Annotated in this window: 19 protein-coding genes and 2 riboswitches; of the genes, 14 read left to right on the forward strand and 5 right to left on the reverse strand. The window is 70.5% G+C overall.

The window, feature by feature from the left end:
• Positions 1 to 338: 338 nt before the first annotated feature.
• From O9Y01_RS05490 to O9Y01_RS05500, 3 genes are read left to right on the forward strand one after another with little or no spacing between them, the layout of a single operon-like run.
• Complete coding sequence (locus tag O9Y01_RS05490; protein ID WP_269630481.1) at positions 339 to 731, forward strand: rhodanese-like domain-containing protein; 393 nt, start codon at positions 339 to 341, stop codon at positions 729 to 731.
• 23 nt (positions 732 to 754) lie between these two features.
• Positions 755 to 1,138 (forward strand): rhodanese-like domain-containing protein, encoded by a 384-nt coding sequence (locus O9Y01_RS05495; RefSeq protein WP_269630482.1) that lies wholly within the window; start codon positions 755 to 757, stop codon positions 1,136 to 1,138.
• A gap of 9 nt (positions 1,139 to 1,147) precedes the next feature.
• Positions 1,148 to 1,744, forward strand: coding sequence for a YdeI/OmpD-associated family protein (locus tag O9Y01_RS05500; RefSeq protein ID WP_269630483.1), 597 nt, complete (start codon positions 1,148 to 1,150; stop codon positions 1,742 to 1,744).
• 12 nt (positions 1,745 to 1,756) lie between these two features.
• On the opposite strand, the gene O9Y01_RS05505 is transcribed toward O9Y01_RS05500, so the two are convergent.
• The gene (locus tag O9Y01_RS05505) at positions 1,757 to 2,851 is read right to left on the reverse strand and encodes a calcium:proton antiporter (protein ID WP_269630484.1); all 1,095 of its coding nucleotides are present in this window, start codon (positions 2,849 to 2,851) and stop codon (positions 1,757 to 1,759) included.
• Between the two features lie 116 nt (positions 2,852 to 2,967).
• Here O9Y01_RS05505 and O9Y01_RS05510 point away from each other — a divergent pair, with 116 nt between their 5' ends.
• On the forward strand, positions 2,968 to 4,914 hold the full coding sequence (locus O9Y01_RS05510; protein ID WP_269630485.1) for a M61 family metallopeptidase: 1,947 nt from the start codon (positions 2,968 to 2,970) through the stop codon (positions 4,912 to 4,914).
• 70 nt (positions 4,915 to 4,984) lie between these two features.
• Positions 4,985 to 5,512: a CreA family protein gene (locus O9Y01_RS05515; protein WP_269630486.1), complete on the forward strand. Its 528-nt coding sequence runs from the start codon at positions 4,985 to 4,987 to the stop codon at positions 5,510 to 5,512.
• Between the two features lie 3 nt (positions 5,513 to 5,515).
• On the opposite strand, the gene O9Y01_RS05520 is transcribed toward O9Y01_RS05515, so the two are convergent.
• A complete protein-coding gene (locus O9Y01_RS05520) occupies positions 5,516 to 6,640 on the reverse strand; it encodes a lactonase family protein (protein ID WP_269630488.1) in 1,125 nt (374 codons plus the stop codon).
• A 206-nt stretch (positions 6,641 to 6,846) separates the two neighbouring features.
• Between O9Y01_RS05520 and O9Y01_RS05525 the strand changes: the two genes are divergently transcribed.
• Both O9Y01_RS05525 and O9Y01_RS05530 read left to right on the forward strand, forming a co-directional pair.
• Positions 6,847 to 7,536, forward strand: coding sequence for a PEP-CTERM sorting domain-containing protein (locus tag O9Y01_RS05525; RefSeq protein ID WP_269630489.1), 690 nt, complete (start codon positions 6,847 to 6,849; stop codon positions 7,534 to 7,536).
• Between the two features lie 69 nt (positions 7,537 to 7,605).
• Positions 7,606 to 8,205: a phage tail protein gene (locus tag O9Y01_RS05530; RefSeq protein WP_269630490.1), complete on the forward strand. Its 600-nt coding sequence runs from the start codon at positions 7,606 to 7,608 to the stop codon at positions 8,203 to 8,205.
• Between the two features lie 81 nt (positions 8,206 to 8,286).
• On the opposite strand, the gene O9Y01_RS05535 is transcribed toward O9Y01_RS05530, so the two are convergent.
• On the reverse strand, positions 8,287 to 11,844 hold the full coding sequence (locus tag O9Y01_RS05535; protein ID WP_269630491.1) for an alpha-1,6-glucosidase domain-containing protein: 3,558 nt from the start codon (positions 11,842 to 11,844) through the stop codon (positions 8,287 to 8,289).
• A gap of 203 nt (positions 11,845 to 12,047) precedes the next feature.
• Between O9Y01_RS05535 and O9Y01_RS05540 the strand changes: the two genes are divergently transcribed.
• From O9Y01_RS05540 to O9Y01_RS05555, 4 genes are all read left to right on the forward strand, one after another.
• On the forward strand, positions 12,048 to 13,568 hold the full coding sequence (locus tag O9Y01_RS05540) for an AMP nucleosidase (protein WP_269630492.1): 1,521 nt from the start codon (positions 12,048 to 12,050) through the stop codon (positions 13,566 to 13,568).
• 93 nt (positions 13,569 to 13,661) lie between these two features.
• Positions 13,662 to 14,876 carry a GGDEF domain-containing protein gene (locus O9Y01_RS05545; protein WP_269630493.1) on the forward strand — a complete coding sequence of 405 codons (1,215 nt, stop codon included), beginning with the start codon at positions 13,662 to 13,664 and terminating at the stop codon, positions 14,874 to 14,876.
• Positions 14,877 to 14,977: 101 nt separating this feature from the next.
• Positions 14,978 to 15,637 (forward strand): GNAT family N-acetyltransferase, encoded by a 660-nt coding sequence (locus O9Y01_RS05550; protein WP_269630494.1) that lies wholly within the window; start codon positions 14,978 to 14,980, stop codon positions 15,635 to 15,637.
• Complete coding sequence (locus O9Y01_RS05555) at positions 15,634 to 16,113, forward strand: GNAT family N-acetyltransferase (RefSeq protein ID WP_269630495.1); 480 nt, start codon at positions 15,634 to 15,636, stop codon at positions 16,111 to 16,113. Before O9Y01_RS05550 ends, O9Y01_RS05555 begins: the two co-directional genes overlap by 4 nt.
• Before the next feature lie 12 nt (positions 16,114 to 16,125).
• Here the strand turns inward: O9Y01_RS05555 and O9Y01_RS05560 are convergent, their stop codons facing one another.
• Entirely contained in the window at positions 16,126 to 17,319 is a 1,194-nt protein-coding gene (locus O9Y01_RS05560) for a PQQ-dependent sugar dehydrogenase (RefSeq protein ID WP_269630496.1), read from the reverse strand.
• 93 nt (positions 17,320 to 17,412) lie between these two features.
• Entirely contained in the window at positions 17,413 to 18,330 is a 918-nt protein-coding gene (locus O9Y01_RS05565; protein ID WP_269630497.1) for a DUF2785 domain-containing protein, read from the reverse strand.
• Positions 18,331 to 18,466: 136 nt separating this feature from the next.
• Positions 18,467 to 18,570, forward strand: a riboswitch (glycine riboswitch).
• Between the two features lies 1 nt (position 18,571).
• Positions 18,572 to 18,690: riboswitch (glycine riboswitch) on the forward strand.
• A gap of 87 nt (positions 18,691 to 18,777) precedes the next feature.
• Here O9Y01_RS05565 and O9Y01_RS05570 point away from each other — a divergent pair.
• The 3 genes from O9Y01_RS05570 to O9Y01_RS05580 all read left to right on the forward strand — a co-directional run bounded on the left by O9Y01_RS05570 (position 18,778) and on the right by O9Y01_RS05580 (position 22,913).
• Positions 18,778 to 20,076 carry a D-amino acid dehydrogenase gene (locus O9Y01_RS05570; RefSeq protein WP_269630498.1) on the forward strand — a complete coding sequence of 433 codons (1,299 nt, stop codon included), beginning with the start codon at positions 18,778 to 18,780 and terminating at the stop codon, positions 20,074 to 20,076.
• 103 nt (positions 20,077 to 20,179) lie between these two features.
• Entirely contained in the window at positions 20,180 to 22,279 is a 2,100-nt protein-coding gene (gene fusA / locus O9Y01_RS05575; protein WP_269630499.1) for an elongation factor G, read from the forward strand.
• Positions 22,280 to 22,325: 46 nt separating this feature from the next.
• Complete coding sequence (locus tag O9Y01_RS05580; RefSeq protein ID WP_269630500.1) at positions 22,326 to 22,913, forward strand: hypothetical protein; 588 nt, start codon at positions 22,326 to 22,328, stop codon at positions 22,911 to 22,913.
• Positions 22,914 to 22,994: the final 81 nt, after the last annotated feature.

Raw genomic sequence — 22,994 nt, forward strand, 5'->3', positions numbered from 1 at the left:
TGACAACGCGGCAAACTCGCCCGGGCCGCTGACTTTGTTTGCCATGCGTACCCGGCACCCTCGGCCCGTGGGGCCTCCCTCGACCGGCTGCGTTCGCCGGCGTCGTGACGCACAGCGCAAGCCTCCGGTCGCCAGACCGGTCCAGCGCGGACCGGCTCTTGCAACCGCAGTGGACGCCTGCCGATGGCGCACTGTCAAGCCGGGTTGCCGACTGTTGTATGCGACCTTTCGCACACCCGCCGCCAAAGACTCCCCCGTCGGCGACCGACTGGCGAACCCGCCGACTTAGGCGTAAAAAGAGGGCCTGGGCGCAAGCCCGCCGCCTCTCGGAGGTCTCCATGCTCTGGACGTCTTCGCTGCTGCCGCCTGAGGTCCAGGCCGGCCTGTCGATCACCGAACTGCCCGCCATGGCCGAGCCGCCCGGCCTGCCGCAGGCGCCCTCGCCTCTTGATGCGGAGATGGTCCTGCTGATCGACGTGCGCTCCTACTCGGAGTTCATGGCCGGCCATGTCGCCGGGGCCCATTGCCTGCCCCTGCCTCGCCTGGCGGACGACATCGTCCACCTGGCTCCGGATCCAGGCCAGCCGATTGCCCTCTACTGCGCCAGCGGCCACCGTGCCGAGCAGGCGCTGGGCCTGCTGCAGCGCCTGGGCTACCAGGCGGCCTGCAATGCCGGCACGCCGGTGCTGCTGGCGCGCCGCCTGGGACGGGCGCTGGAGTCCGGTCTCTGATCACCCGACAGGAGGTCACCGTGATGCTGTGGGTTTCTCAACTGCACTGGCCCGAGCCCATGATGGACAGCGGCGCCGAACCGCCCGCCGAGGCCTCGCCATCGGCCTCCGAGCCGTCCTCTGACTGGCCTCCCGACGCCCTGCGCGTCGATGTGCGCTCCTACGCCGAGTTCATGGCCGGCCACCTGCCTGGCGCGCACAGCATGCCCCTGCCCAGACTGGGCGAGATCATGGCGCTGCAGCACTGGCCGATGGAAACGCCGCTGCTGGTCTACTGCGCCACCGGCGCGCGCGCCGAGCTGGCCGTGGCCGAACTGCGCCGACTGGGCTGGGCACGCGCCTACTATGGCGGCGGCGCGCTGGAATTGTCCGGCCGCCTGCACGAGCCGCTGCTGCGCGGCATGTAGTACCAGCCCATGCAGGATCCCCGCGTCGACGCCTACATCGAAAAGTCCGCCCCCTTCGCCCAGCCCCTGCTGAGCTTCTGGCGCGAGCTGGTCCATGCCCAATGCCCGGGCGTGGAGGAGACCATCAAGTGGGGCTTCCCTCATTTCATGTGGGGCGGACGCATCCTCACCAGCATGGCGGCCTTCAAGGCCCATGCCAGCATCGGCTTCTGGCAGGGCGAGGCCGTCACCGGCGCCAGCGAGCGCCGTGAGGGCATGGGTGAACTGGGCAAGCTCACCCAGCTTGCGGACCTGCCCCCCAAGGCCGAGCTCAAGGCCATGCTCAAGAAGGCACAGGGCCTGATCGACCAGGGCGTCAAGCCGCAGCGCCAGGTCCGCCAGGCACCCAAGCCGGTCCCGGACATGCCGCCGGCCTTCGCCCAGGCCCTGAGCGTGCAGCCGGCAGCCCAGGCCTTCTTCGAGCGGCTGCCGCCGGGCCACCGCCGCGAGTACCTCGACTGGATCGCCGAGGCCAAGCGCGAGGAGACGCGCGAGAAGCGCATCGCCCAGGCCGTCGAATGGCTGGGCGAGGGCAAGCGCCGCAACTGGAAGTACGAGAACTGCTGAAGCCTGCCCTGCTCAGGGCACCACCGCCAGGAACAGGAAGACGGCGAACAGCACCAGGTGCACGGCGCCCTGCAGCACGGTGGCGCGGCCGCTGCCCAGGGTCAGGGCGCCAACCACCAGGCTCAGCACCAGCAGCACGATGCCCGTGGGCGGCAGGCCCAGCACCAGCGGGTTCGGCAGGAACAGCGAAAGCACCGCCACCGCAGGAATCGTCAGGCCGATGCTGGCCAGGCCCGAGCCCAGTGCCAGGTTGAGGCTGGTCTGCAGCCGGTTGCGCGCAGCGGCATGCACGGCGGCCAGGGTCTCGGGCAGCAGCACCAGCAGGGCCACCATCACGCCCACCAGCGAGGGAGGCGCCCCGAGGTTCTGCACCAGGGCCTCCATGGGCGGCGCCAGGCGCTTGGCCAGGCCCACCACGCCCACCAGGCAGACCATCAGCAGGCCCAGGGCCGCCCAGGCCACGGCGGTGCTGGGGGGCTCGGCGTGGTCGGCGCTGTCACCGCCGTCGTCCTGCACGGGCAGGAAGTAGTCGCGATGCCGCCAGGCCTGCACGAAGACGAAGGCGCCATACAGCACCAGCGAGACCACCCCGGCAAACATCAGCTGCGGCCGCGCGAAGGTGGGCCCCGGCGAGCTGGTGGTGAAGCTGGGCAGCACCAGGGTCAGCGTGGCCAGGGCCGCCAGCACGGCCAGCGCGGGGCTGGTGCCGTCGACGCGGAAGGCCAGCACCCGGTGCTTCAGGCCGCCCACCAGGATGCACAGGCCCAGCACGCCGTTGCAGACGATCATGATGGCCGAGAACACGGTGTCTCGCGCCAGCGAACTCGCCCCCTCGCCGCCGGCCAGCATCAGGGACACGATCAGCGCCACCTCGATCACCGTGACGGCCACTGCCAGCACCAGCGATCCGAAGGGCTCGCCCACCCGGTGAGCCACCACTTCGGCGTGATGCACGGCCGCCAGCACGGCCGCGCCGAGGCACAGGCCGACCAAGGCCAGCACGCCCCCCTGGGCGCCCGGCCAGGCCAGGGCCAGCAAGGCGGCGATCGGCGCCACGAGGGACCACAGAGGAAGGGCAGCAGGCAGGCGTGAGATCAGGGTGCGCATGGCAGGACGCTAGCACAGCCGGGCGACGCCCCCATGCCCAAAGTCACTGCGGGACTTCCTGCTGCCGAAAGTCCGCAGACACCGCTATGGTGCGCTCTCCAACAAGGGAGGGACCGATGCGTTCTGGTGCGAGCACGAAAAAGGGCCACGGCCTGCGCGCCCTGCTGCTGACCGGCATGATCGCCGCCGCGCTGGGCCCGGCACCAACGCAGGCCCAGGTTCCCAAGGCCCAGGATCGCCCCTACCCCGGGCTGATGCAGGTCCGCGTGGACGCCACCGACCTGGACCACCGTGTCTTCCAGGTCCGCCAGCGGCTGCCCGTGCAGCCCGGCCGGCTGACCCTGCTGCACCCGCGCTACCTGCCCGGCGCGCATGGCCCCTATGGCGAGGTGGACCGCATCGCCGGCCTGCAGATCCAGGCGGAGGGTCAGGTCTTGCCATGGACGCGGGATACCGTGGATCCGAGCGCCTTCCATGTCGAGATCCCCAAGGGGGTGCGCCAGGTCGAGATCCGCCACCAGTTCCTCAGCGCCCTGAACCGCGAGAGCGGCCGGGTGGTGATGACCCGCGAGATGCTGAACCTGCAGTGGATCAGCATGGTGCTCTATCCGGCCGGACACCGGGTCGACCGCATCCAGGTGCAGCCCGAGCTGCGCCTGCCCGTCGGCTGGCAGCAGGCGAGCGCCCTGCGTGTGCAGGAGGGGGGCAGCGGCGATCCGGAGGTGTTGCGCTTCGCACCGGTCAGCCTGGAGACGCTGATGGATTCGCCGATCTTCGCCGGCCGGCACCTGCGCCGCATCGAGCTCGATCCGCCGGGCCAGCCGCGGCCCGTGGTCCTGAACATCATGGCCGACAGCCCCGAGGAGCTGCAGGCCAGCGAGGCGCAGGTGGAGGCCCATCGGCGCCTCGTGCAGCAGGCGGACCGGCTCTTCGCCTCGCGGCATTTCGAGCATTACGACTTCCTGCTGGCCATTTCCGAACGCATGGGCGGCATTGGCCTCGAGCATCACCAGAGCAGCGAGAACGGTGTGCGGCCCGGCTACTTCAAGGACTGGGCGCGCCGCCCGGGCGCCCGCAGCCTGCTGCCCCATGAATACGCGCACTCCTGGAACGGCAAGTTCCGCCGCCCGGCCGACCTGCTGACGCCCGACTACAACGTGCCCATGCAGGACAGCCTGCTGTGGCTCTACGAGGGCCAGACGGACTACTGGGGCCGTGTGCTGGCCGTGCGTGCCGGCCTGGTCAGCCCCGAGCAGATGCGCGACACCCTCGCGGAGACCGTGGCCATGCTCAGCCACCGCGCGGGCCGCGTCTGGCGCAATCTGCAGGACACCACCAACGAAGGCGCCATGGCCCGCTCGCGCAGCGAGCCGGACTGGAGCAACTGGCAGCGCAGCGCCGACTACTACCCCGAATCCACCCTGATCTGGCTGGATGCCGACACCCTGATCCGCGAGAAGAGCGGCGGCCAGCGCAGCCTGGACGATTTCGCCCGCCGCTTCTTCGGCATCCAGGACGGCCGCCAGCAGCCCCTGAGCTACCGCTTCGAGGACATCGTCGCGACCCTCAACGAGGTCCAGGCCCACGACTGGGCCCGCTTCCTGCGCGAGCGCCTGGACAGCCACGGCCCCGGTGCGCCGCTGGACGGCCTGTCCCGCGCCGGCTGGCGCCTGGACTGGGCCGAGCAGCCCAGCGAGTTCCAGCGCCACCAGGCCGAGGACGGCGAGTGGCGCAGCGACGACTTCAGCTACTCCCTGGGCCTGGTGCTCAAGCGCGACGGCAAGGTGGAGCGCGTGCTGTGGGACAGCCCCGCCTTCCGCGCCGGCATGAGCCGTGCATTGACGGTGGTCGCGGTCAATGGCACGGCCTACAAGGGCGAGCGACTGTCCGCCGCCATCACGGCCAACAAGACGGGGCAGGCCCCGCTGGAGCTGCTGGTGCGCGAGGGCGAGCAGTACCGGCCGCTGCGCATCGACTACCGCGAGGGCCTGCGCTATCCGCGCCTGGTGCGCAGCGCGGGCGGCACCGAGCGGCTGGACGCCGCCATCCTGCAGCCCCGGTGACCTTTGCCTGCCCGCCTTGGGGCGCGCCAATAATGTGGGCCTCTCGTGATTCCCGGAGAAGGAGCCCCTCATGCCTGCGCCGTCCGCCCTGCCTCGCGCCCTGACCCCTGTCCTGCGGCGCCCCCTGCTGCTGGCCGCCGGCCTGTCCCTGAGCCTGCTGGGCGCGACCGCCAGCCTGGCACGTCCGGACACCATCGGCGAAGTCGACACCGTGTTCAAGCTGATCGGCCCGGACCACAAGATCGTGGTCGACGCCCATGAAGACCCGCGCGTGGAAGGCGTGACCTGCTATGTGTCGCGCGCCAAGACCGGCGGCATCAAGGGCGCGCTGGGCCTGGCCGAGGACAAGAGCGAGGCCTCCATCGCCTGCCGCCAGACCGGGCCCATCCAGTTCACCAAGGCCCTGCCGCAGCAGGAAGAGGTGTTCAACGAGCGCATCTCCCTCGTCTTCAAGCGCCTGCGCATCGTGCGCATGGTCGATGCCAAGCGCAACACGCTGGTCTACCTGACCTACTCGGACCGCCTGATCGAGGGCTCGCCCCAGAACAGCGTGACCGCGGTGCCCGTGGACCGGGCCACGCCCATCCCCGTCAAGTGAGCGTCATGCCCCGGCCCAGCGGCCCAGGTGCACGCTGACGGGCTGCGGCACCGGCACATGCAGGCCGGTCGGGCTCAGCCCCATGCCGGGCTCGACACGCAGCACGGCCAGCTGGTCGCTGCGCTCGTTGCAGACGTAGAGGTAGCGGCCGGCGGGGTCCAGCGCAGCGCTGCGAGGATAGGAGCCGCGCGTCCAGACGTGGTCCAGCACGCGGGGCAGGCCCGAGGCCTCGAGCGCGATGAGGCTCACCGCGTCGAACAGGCGGTTCAGCGCGTAGAGATGGCGGCCGTCGGGGGCCAGCAGCAGGTCGGAGGCATAGCTGGTGCCGGCGAATCCTGCGGGTAGCACGCTGGTCTCGTCCAGCAGCTGCAGGTGGCCGGTGGTGGCGTCGAAATGCAGGGTCGCCAATGTGGAGGACTCCTCGCACAGCACATGCACGCGGTCCCCCCGGCCGGGTGCGAAGAGGAAGTGCCGCGGCCCTGAGCCTGGCGTCAGCGCGATGCCCTCCAGCGGCCGCAGCTGCAGCGGCCCCTCATGCCGCCAGACCTGCAGGCGGTCCAGGCCCAGGTCGGTGGCCAGCACATGGCGGCCGTCGGGGCTGATCCGCACCATGTGCAGGTGCGCCGCCTCATGACCGCTGCAGGCGCGGCTGCCAGGCGGCGCGTTCTGCGGGCAGACGGGACCTGGTCGCCATCGGCCCTGGGGATCGCTGGGCCAGAGCCGCCCCGGCCCTGAGGGCAGACCGGCCGCGTCCAGGCGCCATTGGCTCAAGGCGGCCTGCTCATAGTGCGCCAGCAGCAGCGACCCATCCAGCAGGGTCAGGTGGACGGGACTGTCGGCGCCGCTGCCCTGCCGGTGCAGGCACTCGGTGCCCTGCGGCCCAGGGCGATAGACAGCCAGGGCGCCTTGGGCACGGCCGTCGAAGTGGCGCAGCTCATGGGCGGCGTAGAGCAGGCCACGGGCGGCATCCGCCAACAGCCAGCTGGCCCTGGGCAGCGCCGGCACGGCCGCCTCGGCCTGCAGGGCGCCGGTGGTCTCATGCTGGCGGAACCGCCACAGTCGGCCGGACTCGGGATCGGCGCTGCCCACATGGGCCAGCACGGGCATCGCGACAGAGAAGGAGGACATGCGGGAGCTCGGGCTTCCGGCCGGCCGCATCAGCGCATTCGACCGCAAATTGGTACTTGATTGGACTGCTCCATTGTGGACCGAACCCGCAACCCAGTGCCCCTAGTACTTGGGGGAGCGGCCGCCCAGGTCCGCTCGACAGGCGTACAAGCCCGCCTGATGCAGCCCCGTGTCGTGCGGGGCCTGCACAAGCAAGGAGTGATCCCATGAAACACAAGCCAATGCGCACCTGGGCCGTCCTGCCCACGCTGCTGCTGGGCCTGGCCGGTGCCGCTCAGGCGGCGCTGGTCGGCAGCACCAGCCTGGTGAGCTTCAACACCGCCAGCGCCGGCCTGGGTAGCCAGAGCCTCGTCGACTTCGAGTCCCCACCGCCCGGCGGCTTCAGCGTCAGCGGCAGCACCGCCGTGGGCCTGGCGCCCAGCGTGCGCAACCAGGCCGGCCTGTGGAACCCCTCGGGCACGCACTTCCTGGGCGTGGACGATGCTGGCAACCTGGACCAGTTCAGCTCCGGTGACACCCTCACCTTCACCTTCAGCAGCGCCCTGCGCGCCTTCGGCCTCTACGTGGTGGCCGGCGGCGACGTGATCGAGGGCGATCTGACGCTGTCGATCGGCGGCACCGTGCTGAGCAACGGCCCGCAAAGCGGCGCGCTGACGGACGGCGCCGGCAGCTACGCCTACTTCATGGGCTTCGTGGCCGGCGATGCGGGCGACGCCTTCAACAGCATCACGCTGAAGAGCAACGGCGACTTCTTCTTCGTCTTCGACGTGGACGACCTGCGCTTCACGCCCGCCGGCAAGGCCAGCGACGTGCCCGAGCCGCAAGCCCTGTCCCTCGCCCTGCTGGCCGCCTGCGCCGCCGGGGCGGCCAGCCGCCGCAAGGCCCTGAAGCGCTGAGTCTCTGCCGCACCGGCAAGACCTGACCCCATTTCCGGATCCGCATACCGACATCAAGGAGCACAACGCATGAACACCCTCCGCATCCGCAGCGCCCTGCTGGGCCTCGTCGCCACCCTGGGCCTGGCCCAGCAAGCCCAGGCCCAGGCCGAGCCCTTCATCGGCCAGGTCATGTGCGCCGGCTTCAACTTCGCGCCGCGCGGCTGGGCGGCGATGAACGGCCAGCTGCTGCCCATCGCCACCAACACGGCGCTGTTCTCGCTGCTGGGCACCACCTACGGCGGCGACGGCCGCGTGACCTTCGGCCTGCCCGACATGCGCGGTCGCGTCATGATCCACACCGGCATGGGCCCTGGCCTGACCTACCGCAACCTGGGCGAGCAGGGCGGCACCGAGAACCAGACCCTGAGCGCCTCGCAGATGCCGCCGCACAGCCACAGCGTGGCACCTGTCGCCAGCAGCAATGACGCCAACAGCATCTCGCCCACCGGCAAGGCGCCGGCCACCAAGGCCCGCACCACGCTGTATGCCGATGCCACGCCCGGCAACACCATGGCCCCGACGATGAGCAGCGTGGCCGGCGGCGGCCAGCCCTTCAACAACATGCAGCCCTTCGTCACGATGAACTGCTTCATCGCCACCGAAGGCATCTTCCCCTCGCGCCCCTGAGCGCAAGGCCCCGGCGAGGGGCCGCGGGAACGAAGAAGGCCAGCCCGCGGGCTGGCCTTGTGCTTGGTGCAGAGTCCCTCCTCAGTTGCCGATTACGAAGACCACCGCCGAGCGCGCCGGCACCGTGAACCGGCCCGTGCCGCTGTCGTAGTGGGCCTCGGCCGCGATGCGCGCATCGGCCGCGGCGCTGGCCAGGTGCACCGGATGCAGGCGGTAGCCCTTGCCCTGCAGGGCCGGGATGTCGACGCTGCGGGCCTTCTTGTCGGCATTGAAGACGTAGACCAGCTCCTGGAAGCCCGCCCCTGCCAGGCCGCGGCCCTCCAGCTGGCCCACGATCAGCGCCTCCTGCTGGCCGGAGCCGGTGTTGTGGAAGCGCAGGCGCTGCCTGATCTCCGCCGCGCTGGGCAGGCGGAACAGGCTGGAGCTGGCGCGGATGCGCAGCAGGTCCCGGAAGGCATCGCGGGTCCAGGCGATCTCGGTGGCGCCGGGCTTGATCGAGGCATCGGCCAGCAGGGGCTTCATCAGCGCCCAGCTGTCGCCGTTGTCGCTCTTCATCGGCAGGCCGCTGCCCCAGCCGTTGTCCTGGTAGCTCCAGTCCAGACGATTGAACCAGTCGCCGGCGTCGTAGCTGTTGCGGTCCAGGCTCTTGCTGCGCAGCACGTCCACGCCGGCATGGAAGTAGGCCACGCCCTGGCTGAAGGCATTGATCGCCGCACCGAGGATCTGCACCCGCGCCCGGTCCATGCGCGAGCTTCCCTGCGGCAGGCGCCAGGCGTTGATGTCGAAGAGCGTCTGGTTGTCGTGGTTCTCGATGTAGTTGACCGCCTCGCCCGGCTCGGCCACATAGCCTGCGCCGTTGAGTTGCTCCAGGGTCACGTGGGCGTCCCAGTGGGTCTGCAGCGGGAAGCCCTTGATCGAGCCGGCCAGGCCGGACTTGATCAGGTCGCCCTGCCACATCAGGTCATTGCGGCTGCGACCGCCGGATTGCGCGTTCGGATCCAGGTAGAGCCCGTTGATCCAGCCCTGGTTGGCGATGAGCGCGTTGCCTGAATCGAAGGGGCTCCCGCCGCGCACCGCGTCGCGGATGAAGGGGTTGAAGCTGCCGATGCCCGAGCCGTTGAGCGACCCCATGGAGGCCTGCACGAAACGGGCGCCGTCCATCACCTCGCCGAAGTTCCAGCCCTCGCCGATGAGCTGCACCGGGCGGCCCGCGGCCGCGGCCACCGCGGCCTTGAGCTGCTCCATCACGGCGCGCGGCTGGTGGCCCATGATGTCGAAGCGGAAGGAGCTGATGTGATAGTCGCGGGCCCAGCGGATCGCGGTGTCGATCATCAGCTTGCCCATCATCAGGTTCTCGGTCGCCGTGTTGTCGCAGCAGGTGGAGGTCTCCACGCCGCCGCTGGCGTTGAGCCGGTGGTAGTAGCCCGGCACGACGCGGTCCAGCACCGACTTGACCGTGTCCTGCCCCGAGGCGACGGTGTGGTTGTAGACCACGTCCATGCCCACGCGCAGGCCGGCGGCGTTGAGCCCCATGACCATCTGGCGGAACTCGAGGATGCGTTTGGCACCGTCAGCCGCATCGCTGGCATAGCTGCCTTCGGGCGCGCCGTAATGGTAGGGGTCGTAGCCCCAGTTGAAGCAGTCCCCCGCGGCAGCTGCGGCAACGGCGGCCTGCTGGGTCTCGGCGTCGGGCGCGCCGCTGATGGCTGGCGTGCTGCAGCCGCTTTCGGGCACGCTGCCCAGGTCGAAGACGGGAAGCAGGTGCACATCGGTCAGGCCGGCCGCGGCCAGCGCCTTCAGGTGCTGCATGCCCCGGCTGGATGCATCGGTGAAGGCCAGGTACTTGCCGCGGTGCTCGGCCGGCACGCTGGTGTCGGTGGCCGAGAAGTCCCGCAGGTGCAGCTCGTAGATGCTCATGTCGGTGTTGCGGCTCACGGTCGCCGGCGGCGCGCTCTGGTCCCAGCCGGCGGGCTTGAGGGCGGCAGCGTCCAGGCTGGCGATGTAGCTGCGCGCAGAGTCCAGGCCCAGGCTCACCGAATACGGATCCGTCACGAAATTGCGCAGCAGGCCCTTGCCTCGCACGAACACGTCCACGGCATAGCGGTAGTAGCGCCCGCTGAGGTCCGCTGCCTTGCTGAGGGACCACACGCCCGTGGCGGCATCGAAGGTCAGCAGGTCCACGCTGAGCGGATCGCCACTGCTGCCCGCATAGGTGTACACGCGCACCGCCTGGGCCGTGGGCGCCCAGAGCTTGAAGCGCGTGCTGCCGCCGGCCACGGTGGCGCCGAGGTCAGTGAGCGCGGCGGCGGAGGCATAGAGGTCGTCCAGCGCGCCGGCCAGCTGCACGGTCGTGGCGTTCTGCACCAGGCCATTCGCATCTTCCTGCACCAGCACCAGCTGCTGCTTCAGCAGCTCGCCGAGGCGGGCCTGGTCGCCGTCCTTGAGGCCCAGCACCACGCCGGGAGCAACGTACTTGAAGCGCTCGGCCACGGCCGCGGGCACGGCTGCCGTCGAGCGGCTCAGCACCAGCGCACCATCGGCCCCGCTGAGCTTCGCGTCCTTGGCCACCACGATCTGGCCGGTGGCCGAGTGGTAGAGCTTGTGCACCCCGCCCGCGTCCACCCGCGGCCACTGGATCAGGCTGCGGTTGAGCCACACGGCGCGGGCGTCGCTGGCGGAGACGGAGCGGGTGTCCGGCGCAGCGGTGTAGACCGTCGCGTCCTGCTGCACCAGCCAGACCTCGCCGATCTGGTTCGTGATGAGCAGGGCGGCGTAGTCCACGCGGATGTTCTGCTCACGGCCGTCCTTGTCGCCCTCGCGGGGTGGCAGGCCGTGGATGATGAACTCCACGGTCTTGCGTGAGGCGTCGCCCTGCGGGTTGAGTACGGGCAGGTCGAAGACGACCTCGCTGCTGCCGGCGCTGTAGCCCGGCATCTGGGCCAGGGGGACGGGCGCCCCCCAGTTGCCCACATTCAGGCCAGTCAGGCGTGAGACGTCCAGCCCGCTGCCGTCCCACAGATGCAGGCCCCAGGCCGCATAGTTGGCGTCATAGCGCTTGTAGTGCACGCGGACGGTCTTGAGATCCGGCAGCGCCGCCCCGCTGGGATTGGCGGAATAGGTGCTCGGGTCGCCCTCGATGCGCCAGATCTCGTTCCTGCCGGCCTTGAGGGTGTAGCTCTGGTCCGTGCCGCCGTGGTCCTTGGTGTCGCCCTTGTGGAAGAGGTAGCCCACGGTGCCGGAGCTGGCCACCAGGGGCACCTGGTAGATCGCGCCGAAGCTGTCGCTGCCGCTGGGGTTGTGGCCGCTGTTCCAGCCCGGGTCCTGGGCCGCCCCCCAGCTGTGGAGCTGCCAGCCGCTGGTGTCGCCGTCGAGGCGCTTGTAGTGCACGGTGAGCGTGGTGCGGTCCGTGCTGCCGCCGCTGCCGCCCGTGCCGGGCGCCGGCAGCGCCTGCAGCAGGAGATGGGGAGCCGCAGTGCTGCCCTGGCTCAGCAGGGGGTCGTCGGCGGGTGGCGGCGGGGTCGACGCGGCGGGATCGCCACCGTTACCGCCGCCGCAGCCAGCCAAGGCCAGGGTGAGGGTCAGGAACAGCAGACCGGCCCAAAGCCAGCCGCGGCCCTGGGGCCGGTTCATCGCATTCATGGTGTCTCGCTCCGGTGCTGGCGCGGTCCTGGCCGCGGCCTGCCGGCATGTTATTGAAGTAAAACTACATTCAATAGATCGGAGCAACCCTCGGAAACTTCCCGTAATCACCAATGAATTCGGCAAATCTCGCTTCATTTAGTAGCTTTACTACTTGAACGCGAGGCCTCTGCTTCCGAGCCACAATGGATCCAGGAGCCTTCATGAAGATTGCCAACACCGCCCCCTTCGTCGCCCCCCAACGTTTCCAGGAGGCCGAGGCAGCCTGGCAGCAGGTGCAGCTGATCTATGCGCAGGGGGTGAGCCATCTGCGTGAGGCCCTGCAGCGCTTTCTGCGGGGCGAAGACGTAGGCCGCGTGCGAGCCTGCTATCCCTTTGTGCGGCTGCGCAGCGAGCGGCTCACCCGTGGCGACTCGCGCCTGGCCTATGGCTTCGTGGCAGGGCCCGGCGTCTACGAGACCACACTCACCCGGCCCGAGCTCTTCGGCCGCTACTACCGCGAGCAGTTCGCGCTGCTGCTGAAGAACCACGGCGCCGAGCTGGAGATCGGCAGCAGCACCGCCCCCATCCCCCTGCACTTCGCGCTCAGCGAGCACGAGCATCTCGAGGGTGATCTGCCACCCGAGCGCCGCCTGCTGCTGCGCGAGTGCTTCGACCTGCCGGACCTGGCCGCCATGGACGACGGCATCGCCAATGGCACGCACGAGCCGGCGCCCGGCGAGCCCGAGCCGCTGTCGCTGTTCACCGCGCCGCGGGTGGACTACTCCCTGCACCGCCTGCGCCACTACACCGGCTGCTCGCCCGAGTACTTCCAGAACTTCGTGCTCTTCACCAACTATCAGTTCTACATCGACGAGTTCATCCGCCTGGGCCGCGAGCTGATGCAGGCGCCGCCTGACCCCGCTGCAGCCCATGAGCTGGACGACTGCATCGGCTTCGTCGAGCCCGGCAATGTCTGGACGGCCCGTGCCGGCTGCGAGGCCGAGTTCGCCGCCATGGCGCCGGGCCTGCCGCCGCTGCGCCTGCCGCAGATGCCGGCCTACCACCTGCTGCGCCGCGATGCCAGCGGCATCACCATGGTCAACATCGGCGTCGGCCCGGCCAATGCCAAGACCATGAGCGACCACATCGCCGTGCTGCGCCCGCACTGCTGGCTGATGCTGGGCCACTGCGCCGGCCTGCGTAACAGCCAGCAGCTGGGCGACTACGTCCTGGCCCACGGCTACGTGCGCGAGGACCACGTACTGGACGAGGAGCTGCCGCTGTGGGTGCCCATCCCGCCGCTGGCTGAGGTGCAGGTGGCACTGGAGCGGGCGGTGGCCGAGGTCACGCAGCTGTCGGGCTTCGAGCTCAAGCGCATCCTGCGCACCGGCACCGTGGCCTCGACCGACAACCGCAACTGGGAGCTGCTGCCCAGCGCGCACCAGGGCGGACCGGAGCGGCGCTTCAGCCAGAGCCGGGCCATCGCACTGGACATGGAAAGCGCCACCATCGCCGCCAACGGCTTCCGCTTCCGCGTGCCCTACGGCACCTTGCTGTGCGTCTCCGACAAGCCGCTGCATGGCGAGATCAAGCTGCCCGGCATGGCCAACCAGTTCTACCGCGAGCGGGTGGACCAGCACCTGCGGATCGGCCTGCGCGCCATCGAGCTGCTGCGCGCCAGCCCGGCCGGCAAGCTGCACAGCCGCAAGCTGCGCAGCTTTGCCGAGGTGGCCTTCCAGTGATCGGCCCCACGGTGGTGTGCACCATCGCGTGACTTTTGCGGCCGGCCAGCCCCACAATGGGAAACGCCCCGCTCCCAGGCAAGACTCGACCCCATGCTCCTGGACACCCCCACGCTGCTGAGCCTGCTCCTGCTGGAGCTGCTGAGCCTCATGGTGATGCTGCCCCTGCTGATGGGCGCCGCCGTGAGCCGTGCGGCCCGCTTCGCGCAAGGCTATATCGCGCTGCAGTGCGTGGGCTGGATGGCGCTGTGGCTGCGCCAGTCTTCCGGGGCCCAGATCAGCGATGGCCTGGGCGGCTTCGTCGCCATGCTGGCCCTCAGCGCCAGCCTCAGCGCCCTGTGGCTGGCCCTCCGGGACTGGCTGGGCCGGCGCCCGGGCCGCTGGGCGATGATGGGCGCGCCCCTGGTGCTGGCCCTCGCCTCGGTGCTGGACGGCAGCGGCGCCGACCACTTCGCCATCGCCTGGTCCGGCCTGGGCCTCTCCGTTCAGATGCTGGCGCTGGCCCTGGCCTGCTCCTGGCCGCGCGAGGCGGAGCAGCAGGGCCTCGAAAGCAGGCACATCACGCCCGTCGAGCACAAGGATCGGGCATGGCGCACCTTGCTCGGGCTGGGGTTTGGCGCCATGGCCAGCGTCACCCTGCTGCGCGCCAGCCTGCATTTCCTCGGGCGGGAGGTGGGCTGGGAAGCGCTGCTCACGCAGGCCATCATCCTCGGCGCACACGTGATGCTGCTGGTCAGCGTGCTGGCCATCCTGGTGGCCTGGCGCGGCGAGACCGAGCTGCACCTGCAGCGCCAGGCCCACACGGACGCGCTGACGGGGCTGGCCAACCGCCGCGCCTTTGGCAGCCGCTCCGAGGAGCTGATCTCCCTGGCCCGGCGCCATGGCGAGCCGCTATGCCTGGTCATGCTGGACCTGGACCTGTTCAAGAAGGTCAATGACGACCACGGCCACGAAGGCGGAGACCGCGCCCTGGCCCTCTTCGCCAGCTGCGTGCAGCAGGTGCTGCGCGTGGGCGACCTGGCCGGGCGCGTGGGCGGCGAGGAGTTCTGCGTGCTGCTGGCCCGCAGTGACGAACTGGGGCCGCGCGCCATGGACGCCCGGCTGCGGGCGGTGCTGCGTGCGCGCGCCGAAACGGAGCTGGGCTTTGCCCTGGATTTCAGCGCGGGCTGGGCCCTGCTGCGCCCGGGCGATCGCAGCGTCGAGGACATGATGCGCCGCGCCGATGCCGCCCTGTACGAGGCCAAGCGCAGCGGCCGCGGCCGCCTGTGCGACGAGCCCGGCTGGACCCCTGCCGAAAGGACGGGCTGACCCCGTCATCTGCCTGCCTTTGCGCACTGGCACGCTGCTTGCTTGGAATGAGGCGAACCCGTTCACCCGACGGGCCGACCTGAACCCAGGAGCGCAGCACCATGCAAGCCTTTGACGCCCCCTTTGCCTACACCCCGGCCGCACTCTCCTCTTCCGTCGCCCCCCTGCAGACACCGCCAGCCCAGCCGCAAGGCGCTGGCGCCGCCCGCCTGCGCGTGGTCGGGCAGGCACGCAAGCGCGGCGCGGTGCAGGTGCGGGCGCTGGGTTCGCGGGACCTGCAATGGCTGCCGGCCCTGGCAGACCTCCTGATCGACAGCGTGCACCACGGCGCCTCGCTGGGCTTCCTGGCCCCCTTGTCCCGCTACCAGGCCATGGACTACTGGCACAGCGTCTACGCGCGTCTGGGCAGCCACCACCACCTCTGGATCGCCTGCGAGGGAGATGGCCATGGCCCGCTGCAGGGCGCGGTGCAGCTGGCCCTGCCCCAGCCCTCCAACGCGCACCACCGCGGGGAGGTGCAGCGCCTCATGGTGCACAGCCAGGAACGCGGCCGGGGCATCGCCAGCCAGCTGATGGCGACGCTGGAGTGCACGGCCCTGCGCCAGGGCCGCCGGCTGCTGGTGCTGGAAGCGCCCGCGGACTCCCAGGCCGAGGCCGTCTACACCCATCTGGGCTGGCAGCGCGCCGGCGCCATCCCCGGGCACAGCGTCTGCGCCGAAGGCCGGCTGCATTCGGCCGCCCTGCTGTACAAGACCCTGTGAGCGGCATCGCGGCGCCCCGCTGGCATATCGAGCCTTGCGACGCCCGCAGCGAGGACGCCGCCGCCTTGATGGACGAGCTGAACGCCCTGCTCGCCGCGCTCAGCGGCGACAGCGGCGCCGCCCGCTTCGATCCGTCGCAGATGCAGTCGACGGGCTGCGCCTTCCTGTTGGCCCGGGATGGGCAGGGGCAGGCCCAGGGTTGCGGCGCCCTGCGCCCGCTCCCTGAGGGGCCGCCCGGAACGGCCGAGCTCAAGCGCATGTATGCCCGGGCCCGCAGCCAAGGCCTGGGGGCGGCCCTGCTGGCTGCCCTTCTGGACGAGGCCCGCCGCCTGGGCTATCGGCGCGTCTGGCTGGAGACCCGGCGCGTCAACGCCCGCGCCCTGGCCTTCTACCAGCAGCAGGGCTTCACGGAGATTCCGGGCTACGGCCACTATGCGGGCCGCACAGACGCCGCCTGCCTCGCCCTCCCCCTGTGAGCGCCTCGCGCCTCAGCGGAAGACGCGCAGCAGCCGGCCGCTGTCGGTGAGCATCAGCAGCGCGCCGTCGGGCGCCTGCCTGACGTCCCGGATGCGCTCCCCGAGGTCGGCATACATCGCGCTGCGCTCCTGCACCGTGTTGCCGGCCAGCTTCAGTCGCCACAGCGCCTGGCCCGCCAGGCTGCCGGAGAAGAGCTGCCCCTGCCACTCGGGGAACATGCTGCCGGTGTAGAACAGCAGGCCGGCCGGCGCGATGGAGGTCGGCACCCAGAAGGTCAGGGGCTCGACATAGGCCGGCGCATGCGTGCCGCCACCGATGCGGCAGGCGTCCCCCACCGGATCACCGTAGTTGCAGCCATAGCTGCGCACCGGCCAGCCGTAGTTGCCGCCGGGTGCAATGCGGTTGATCTCGTCACCGCCCTGCGGCCCGTGCTCGCTGATCCAGAGCTCGCCCGTCTGGGGATGCAGCGCGGCACCCTGCGGATTGCGATGCCCCAGCGAATAGATGCCCGGCGCGGCGCCTGGGCCGAGCGCAGGGTTGTCGGCCGGGAGGCTGCCATCGCGCTTGATGCGCACCACCTTGCCCAGGGTCTTGCCCAAGTCCTGGGCGGGGCTGCCCTGCTGGCGCTCGCCCAGGGTCACGAAGAGGGTCTTGTCGCGGGCGAAGACCAGGCGGGAGCCGTAGTGCCCGGAGCCGCTGACCTTGGGGCTCTGGCGGAAGATCACCTGCCCCTCCACCAGGGCCGTGCCCTGCAGCCGGGCCTTGAAGACCGCCGTGCCGCTGCGCCCCGCCTCGCTGCCACTGCCCGGCTCGCTGAAGCTCAGGTAGACGAGGCCGTTCTGGCTGAAGTCGGGGTCGAGGGCCAGGTCCAGCAGGCCGCCCTGGCCCGCCGAGTCCACCGCTGGCGCGCCGCTGATGACCTCCTTCTGGCGCGCGTCGGCGCTGAGCCTCAGCAGGCCGCCGCTGCGCTGGGTCACCAGCAGGTGCCCGTCAGGCAGCACGGCCAGGGACCATGGGTTGCCCAGGTCGGTGCGGAGCGTGGCGAGCTGGGGAGCAGGGCTCGGCGTGGGGGTAGGCGTGGGGGTCGGTGTCGGCGTGGGCGTGGGCGTCGGTGTGGGGCTGGCGCTTGAGTCACCGCCGCCCCCGCCGCACGCCACCAGGGCCGCCACCATCAGGGCTCCCGAGCTTCGATGCCAAGCCGCCATGCGCCATCTCCTGTCGTGGATGCAGGCAGTCTAGGAGTTCATCGCCGCCATCGTTGTAAGAAGCTGTGGCCGGCTTCGCGCCGCCTGGCCGGGTCAGTCGAGGGAGGCCAGCGCCTGGCGCACCGCGGGCAGCGCGCGCTCGCGCAGGCCCGCATCGGCTTGCTCCTGCAGGGCCACATAGAGCGGCCACAGGAACTGGCGGGCGTTGTGCGCCAGGCGCAGGCGGCGGGCATCCCAGCTGCCGCCGCGAGCGGGCTCCACCACCGTCAGCAGCCAGGCCTTCACCTGCTCTGCCGACCAGGCACTGCGCGCCAGGGCAAAGCGCGCAGCCCGCGCCAGGCGCTCGCCCTCGCCATGCTGGTAGGCGACCTGCCCCTGGGCCAGCACCTGGGCGCCCAGCGAGGCCAGCATGAGGGCCGCGCCATCCGCATCCACGGCGGGGTTCAGGGCCAGCTGCATCAGCAGATCGGCGCCGTGGGCCACCCCATGGCGCCAGCCTTCGTGGTCGTCATGCGCGCGGTAGTCGCGCCATTGCCGCAGCCAGGAAGCGCCTGCCACCAGCAGGGCCTCGCGCTCGGCTGGCTGCAGAAAGGGCTGGACGCGATCGACACGGGCGACCTCGGACAGCGCCAGCGCCGCAAAGGGCGCGTGAAACCCCGGAGCGTCCGGCGGCGCCTGCAGCACGGACAGCCAGCGATCGCGCAGCAGGCGCAGGGTTTCAGGGGTGAGCCGGCCGGCGCGCATCCAGGCGGAAAGCAGCTCGAAGCCCAGCTCGTCACGCAAGGCGGGATCGGGCGAGGACAGACAGTCGGCCAGAGACAGCGCCACGCGCTGGAAGGGCGCCGCCGGGCGCGCGGCGTCCTGCGTCCAGGCTCGCAGCTGCGCGGCCTGCTGGACCTGGCCCTCCAAGGACGGCGGGCAATCCGCCGCAGCCGGGGCCACGAACGCCACCATCAGGGCCAGGCCAGCCCAGGTCCGGCCTCTGATGCAGAACTTTGCAGTGCGTCCCATGCGGACCTCCTTGGCGCGCATCTTGGGCGCGCCTCGGCACCCGCGCCACCGGACTTGCCCGCCGTGCACAAAGCCATGGGAGACCGCAGGCGCGTGCAGCCCGCTTGCCGACGGCCGCCCCGGCCACGTACACTGCGCGTCGGATTCAGGAGAGTGCAGACCCCATGCCATGTTCATGCGGGCCTGCCGCCGAAGGCGCAAGCTCCCATACTCGCTCAGGCCCCGTACTGGATCCGTCATCAAGCCGAATGCTGGAGAGTGAGGCCAGGCCCCGAGCCCGGCTTCCGCCGAAGGAGCAAGGCCGCAGACCCTGAAGTCCTGCGGCTGAATCTCTCAGGTACCAAGGACAGCGGGAGCGGCGCGCACAGGCGCACGCTCTCTTTGGCATCCCCTCGCCCGAGTCATGCACGCCTGCGCGTTCAACCCTCAGTTCATCGAGAGTTCCGCATGCATGTCATCGTCCTGGGCACCGGCGTCACCGGCATCAGCACCGCCTGGTATCTCCGCCGGGCCGGCCACGAAGTCACCGTCATCGACCGCCAGCCCGCCGCCGGGCTGGAGACCAGCTTCGCCAACGGCGGGCAGATCTCCGTCTCCCATGCCGAGCCCTGGGCCAATCCCGGCGCACCGCTGAAGGTGCTCAAGTGGCTCATGAAGGAGGACGCCCCTCTGCTCTTCCGCCTGCGCGCGGACCTGGCCCAGTGGCGCTGGGGCCTGCAGTTCCTGCGCGAGTGCACGCCGGGCCGCACGGCGCACAACATCCGCAACATCGTCAAGCTGGGCCTCTACAGCCGCGAGCAACTGCGCGAGCTGCGCGGCCAGCTGGGCCTGCAATACGACCAGCGCACCCAGGGCATCCTGCACTTCTACACCAGCGAGGCCGAGTACGAGGCGGCGCAGGAACCGGCCCGCATCATGCGCGAGCAGGGCTGCGAGCTGGACATGAAGACGCCCGACGAATGCGTGGCCATCGAGCCCGCGCTGGCCCAGTGCCGGCAGCAGATCGTCGGCGGCTCGATGACGCCCAGCGACGAGTCCGGCGACGCCCACCGCTTCACCCAGGCCCTGGCCGCCCGCTGTGTGGAAGCCGGCGTGCGCTTCGTCTACGACACCCGCATCCTGGGCCTGGAAGGCAGCCGCGAGTCCGGCATCAGCCGCGTGATCTGCGCCGATGCCAACGGCGTGGTGCAGCGCCTGGCCGCCGACCGCTTCGTGCTGTGCATGGGCAGCTTCAGCCGCGGCCTGGCACGCGAGCTGGGCATCCATCTCAACATCTATCCGGCCAAGGGCTACTCGGTGACGCTGCCGGTGATCTCGCCCGAGCACAGCTACCAGGTCTCTCTGACGGACGACGAGTACAAGCTGGTCTTCTCGCGCCTGGGCGACCGCCTGCGCATTGCCGGCACGGCCGAGCTCAACGGCTACAGCACGGAGCTGAACCTCACCCGCTGCGAGGCCATCGTGCGTCGCACGCGCGAGCTCTTCCCCGCCATGACCGACGGCCGCGGCGCGCAGTTCTGGACCGGCCTGCGGCCCGCCACGCCGTCCAACCTGCCCTATATCGGCGCCAGCCACGTGCCCAACGTCTACCTCAACACCGGGCACGGCACCCTGGGCTGGACCCATGCCTGCGGCTCGGCGGCGGCCATTGCGGACATCGTCAGCGGCCGGCGGCCCGTCCTGGACTACGCCTTCACCGCGGCCACGCAGGAGCAGTTGGAAGACGGCGAGCTGCGCTACGCCTGAACGACGTCAGGTCTTGCGCACGCCCCCTTGTGCGGGGCCATGCCTTGCCCTAGGCTCAGGCCACGGCATTTGTGCATCGGTCCCGACCTCAAGGAGCACGCCTATGGCCTCCAGCCCTTTGTCCGCAGGAGGCGCTGCCTCCGGCCTGTCCGGCAGCGCGCAGGATTCCCGCCTGCAGAGCCTGCGCACCCTGGCCCTGGTCGGCCCCGCGGGCAGCGGCAAGACCACCTTGTGCGAGGCCCTGCTGCTGCAGGCGGGCGCCATCAAGCAGGCAGGGTCCGTCGAGAAGGGCAACACCGTCAGTGACCACGAAGCCCTGGAGCGCCGCATGCAGCATTCGCTGCAGACCAGCGCCGTCCACCTCGACTGGCAGGGCCTGCGCCTGCATGTGCTGGACACCCCGGGCGCGCCGGACTTCATCGGCCAGGCCCTCCCCGCGCTGGAAGCCGTGGAGAGCGCGGTGCTGGTGCTCAATGCGCAGGCTGGACTGGAGCTGATGGCCACGCGGCTGATGGAGGTCGCGGCCCAGCGCGAGCGCACGCGCCTGGTCGTGATCAACAAGATCGACGCCCCGGAGGTCGACCTCCCCGGCCTGCTGGCCCTGCTGCAGGAGCGTCTGGGCAAGGAATGCCTGCCGCTGAACCTGCCGGCCGGCGGCGGCACGCGGGTCTCGGACTGCTTTTTCCAGCGCGACGGTGACAGCGACTTCGGCTCCGTGGCCGAGGCCCATCGGGCCCTGGTGGAACAGGTGGTGGAGGTCGACGGTGACTTCGTCGAGCGCTACCTCAACGAGGGCGATGTGCCCGCCAGCGAGCTGCATGCGCCGCTGGAGCAGGCCCTGCGCGAGGGGCACCTCATCCCTGTGTGCTTCACCGCGGCGAAGTCCGGTGTGGGCGTGCCCGAGCTGCTGGATGCCATCGCGCGCCTGCTGCCTCACCCGGGCGAGGCCAACCCGCCGCAGTTCCTGGAGGGAGAGGGCGCCGACGCCCGCCCGCTGAAGCCCCTGCCCGATGCCGACCGCCACGTGCTGGCCCACGTCTTCAAGATCCAGGCCGACCCCTACCTCGGCAAGCTGGCCCTGCTGCGCGTCCATCAGGGCACGCTGAAACGCAATGCCCAGCTCTATGTGGGCCATGCACGCAAGCCGGTGCGCGTCAGCCATCTCTTCATGCTGCGCGGCAAGGAGCATGTGGAGGTGGAGCAGGCCCTGCCAGGCGACCTCTGCGCCCTGGCCAAGATCGACGAGTTGCACTACGACGCCGTGCTGCACGACGCGCCCGAAGACGAACGCCTGCACCTGGCCCCGCTGCAATTCCCTGAGCCGGTGCACGGCCTGGCGATCAGCCCTGCCCGGCATGGCGACGAGCAGCGCCTGTGGGACCAGCTGCGCCGCCTGGTCGACGAGGACCCCTGCCTGCGCCTGGAACATGCCGCCCAGACCAACGAGACCCTGGTCTACGGCCTGGGCGAACTGCACCTGCGCGTGCTGCTGGAGCGCCTGCGCGAGACCTACAAGGGCGAGGTGCAGACGCAGCCGCCACGCGTGGCCTACCGGGAGACCATCTCCTCGCCCTCCGAAGGCCATTACCGCCACAAGAAGCAGAGCGGCGGCGCCGGGCAGTTCGGCGAGGTGTGGCTGCGCATCGAGCCCCTGGAGCGAGGCGCCGGCTTCGAATTCCGCGACGAGGTCAAGGGCGGCACCATCCCTGGTGTCTTCATGCCCGCCGTCGAGAAGGGCGTGCGCCAGGCCCTGGCCCAGGGCGTGATCGCCGGCTTCCCGCTGGTAGACCTGCGGGTGGTGGTGTTCGACGGCAAGCACCACTCGGTGGACTCCAAGGAAATCGCCTTCGTGACCGCCGGGCGCAAGGCCCTGATGGCCGCCGTGCTGGAGGCCCGCCCGCAGGTGCTGGAACCCATCGTGCAGGTGGAGATCCTCGCCCCCGCCGCCACCATGGGTGACATCACCGGCGACCTGGCCTCGCGGCGCGGGCAGGTGCTGGGCACGGGCAATCCAGTGCCGGGCAGCATCAGCATCCAGGGCCTGGCCCCGCTGGCCGAGCTCGTCAGCTACCAGACCCGGCTCAATGCCCTGACCAGCGGCCAGGGCCGCTACACCATCAGCCTCTCGCACTACGAGCTGGTGCCACCCAATATGCAGGCCCAGCTGGTGGCGGCCCACAAGCCGCACGACGAGGACGAGTGAGGACAATCACACCGGGCTCGAGTGAACAAGGCTTTATCATTGCGGGATGTGTTCCGCTGCCCGGGACGTCGCTCAGGTCCGTCTGGACAACGCGATGATCCTGTTTGAAGAGTTCGTCGCTGCCACCATCAAGCACCCCGATGCCGCCGCTCTGCGCGGCCTGGAGCGGCGTTTCGCGGAGCGCTTGCAGATCCAGCCCAGCTACTGGAGCCAGATCAAGAGCCGTTCGCGCCAGATCGGCGAACGCCTGGCCCGGCAGTTCGAGCAGCTGTGCCACAAGCCGCCCGGCTGGATGGACCTGGAGCACGGCCAGGCCCCGGCGCCCGCGGGTGAGACCGAACCGGCCCTGCCCCGCGATGACGACGAACGCTTCATCATCGGCCTTGTGCTGACCTACTATCGCCGCCATCCCCAGCGCGCCCGCACGCGCCTGCTGGACCTGCTGGGCGAGGTGCTGACGCCCGAGAGCCCGGCGCCCGCCCCGGTGGTGCATCCTGCCGCCGGCACGGGGTCGCGCAGCGCGGCCGCCAAGCCGCCCGTCGCGCCCGCTTCGGCGGCGTCGCACGCCAGCGACCTCGACGACTGGCGCCGACTCCAGCAGGGCATCGCCCCGCTCAAGCCCAAGAAGCGTTAATCAGGGACAGCGCTGCCATCGTCCGGCCACGGCCGGCGCGCTTTCTTTCGGGGCCGCCGCCGCCCGCCCCCGCCCCCCGTA

Source organism: Pelomonas sp. BJYL3, assembly GCF_027257975.1.
Lineage (GTDB): Bacteria > Pseudomonadota > Gammaproteobacteria > Burkholderiales > Burkholderiaceae_C > Roseateles_B > Roseateles_B flavus.

Excerpts from the sequence above, each read along its gene's own strand:
- O9Y01_RS05490 (WP_269630481.1), top strand. The coding sequence starts at position 339 with ATGCTCTGGACGTCTTCGCTGCTGCCGCCTGAGGTCCAGGCCGGCCTG.
- O9Y01_RS05495 (WP_269630482.1), top strand. The coding sequence starts at position 755 with ATGCTGTGGGTTTCTCAACTGCACTGGCCCGAGCCCATGATGGACAGC.
- O9Y01_RS05500 (WP_269630483.1), top strand. The coding sequence starts at position 1,148 with ATGCAGGATCCCCGCGTCGACGCCTACATCGAAAAGTCCGCCCCCTTC.
- O9Y01_RS05505 (WP_269630484.1), bottom strand. The coding sequence starts at position 2,851 with ATGCGCACCCTGATCTCACGCCTGCCTGCTGCCCTTCCTCTGTGGTCC.
- O9Y01_RS05510 (WP_269630485.1), top strand. The coding sequence starts at position 2,968 with ATGCGTTCTGGTGCGAGCACGAAAAAGGGCCACGGCCTGCGCGCCCTG.
- O9Y01_RS05515 (WP_269630486.1), top strand. The coding sequence starts at position 4,985 with ATGCCTGCGCCGTCCGCCCTGCCTCGCGCCCTGACCCCTGTCCTGCGG.
- O9Y01_RS05520 (WP_269630488.1), bottom strand. The coding sequence starts at position 6,640 with ATGTCCTCCTTCTCTGTCGCGATGCCCGTGCTGGCCCATGTGGGCAGC.
- O9Y01_RS05525 (WP_269630489.1), top strand. The coding sequence starts at position 6,847 with ATGAAACACAAGCCAATGCGCACCTGGGCCGTCCTGCCCACGCTGCTG.
- O9Y01_RS05530 (WP_269630490.1), top strand. The coding sequence starts at position 7,606 with ATGAACACCCTCCGCATCCGCAGCGCCCTGCTGGGCCTCGTCGCCACC.
- O9Y01_RS05535 (WP_269630491.1), bottom strand. The coding sequence starts at position 11,844 with ATGAATGCGATGAACCGGCCCCAGGGCCGCGGCTGGCTTTGGGCCGGT.
- O9Y01_RS05540 (WP_269630492.1), top strand. The coding sequence starts at position 12,048 with ATGAAGATTGCCAACACCGCCCCCTTCGTCGCCCCCCAACGTTTCCAG.
- O9Y01_RS05545 (WP_269630493.1), top strand. The coding sequence starts at position 13,662 with ATGCTCCTGGACACCCCCACGCTGCTGAGCCTGCTCCTGCTGGAGCTG.
- O9Y01_RS05550 (WP_269630494.1), top strand. The coding sequence starts at position 14,978 with ATGCAAGCCTTTGACGCCCCCTTTGCCTACACCCCGGCCGCACTCTCC.
- O9Y01_RS05560 (WP_269630496.1), bottom strand. The coding sequence starts at position 17,319 with ATGGCGGCTTGGCATCGAAGCTCGGGAGCCCTGATGGTGGCGGCCCTG.
- O9Y01_RS05565 (WP_269630497.1), bottom strand. The coding sequence starts at position 18,330 with ATGGGACGCACTGCAAAGTTCTGCATCAGAGGCCGGACCTGGGCTGGC.
- O9Y01_RS05570 (WP_269630498.1), top strand. The coding sequence starts at position 18,778 with ATGCATGTCATCGTCCTGGGCACCGGCGTCACCGGCATCAGCACCGCC.
- fusA (WP_269630499.1), top strand. The coding sequence starts at position 20,180 with ATGGCCTCCAGCCCTTTGTCCGCAGGAGGCGCTGCCTCCGGCCTGTCC.
- O9Y01_RS05580 (WP_269630500.1), top strand. The coding sequence starts at position 22,326 with ATGTGTTCCGCTGCCCGGGACGTCGCTCAGGTCCGTCTGGACAACGCG.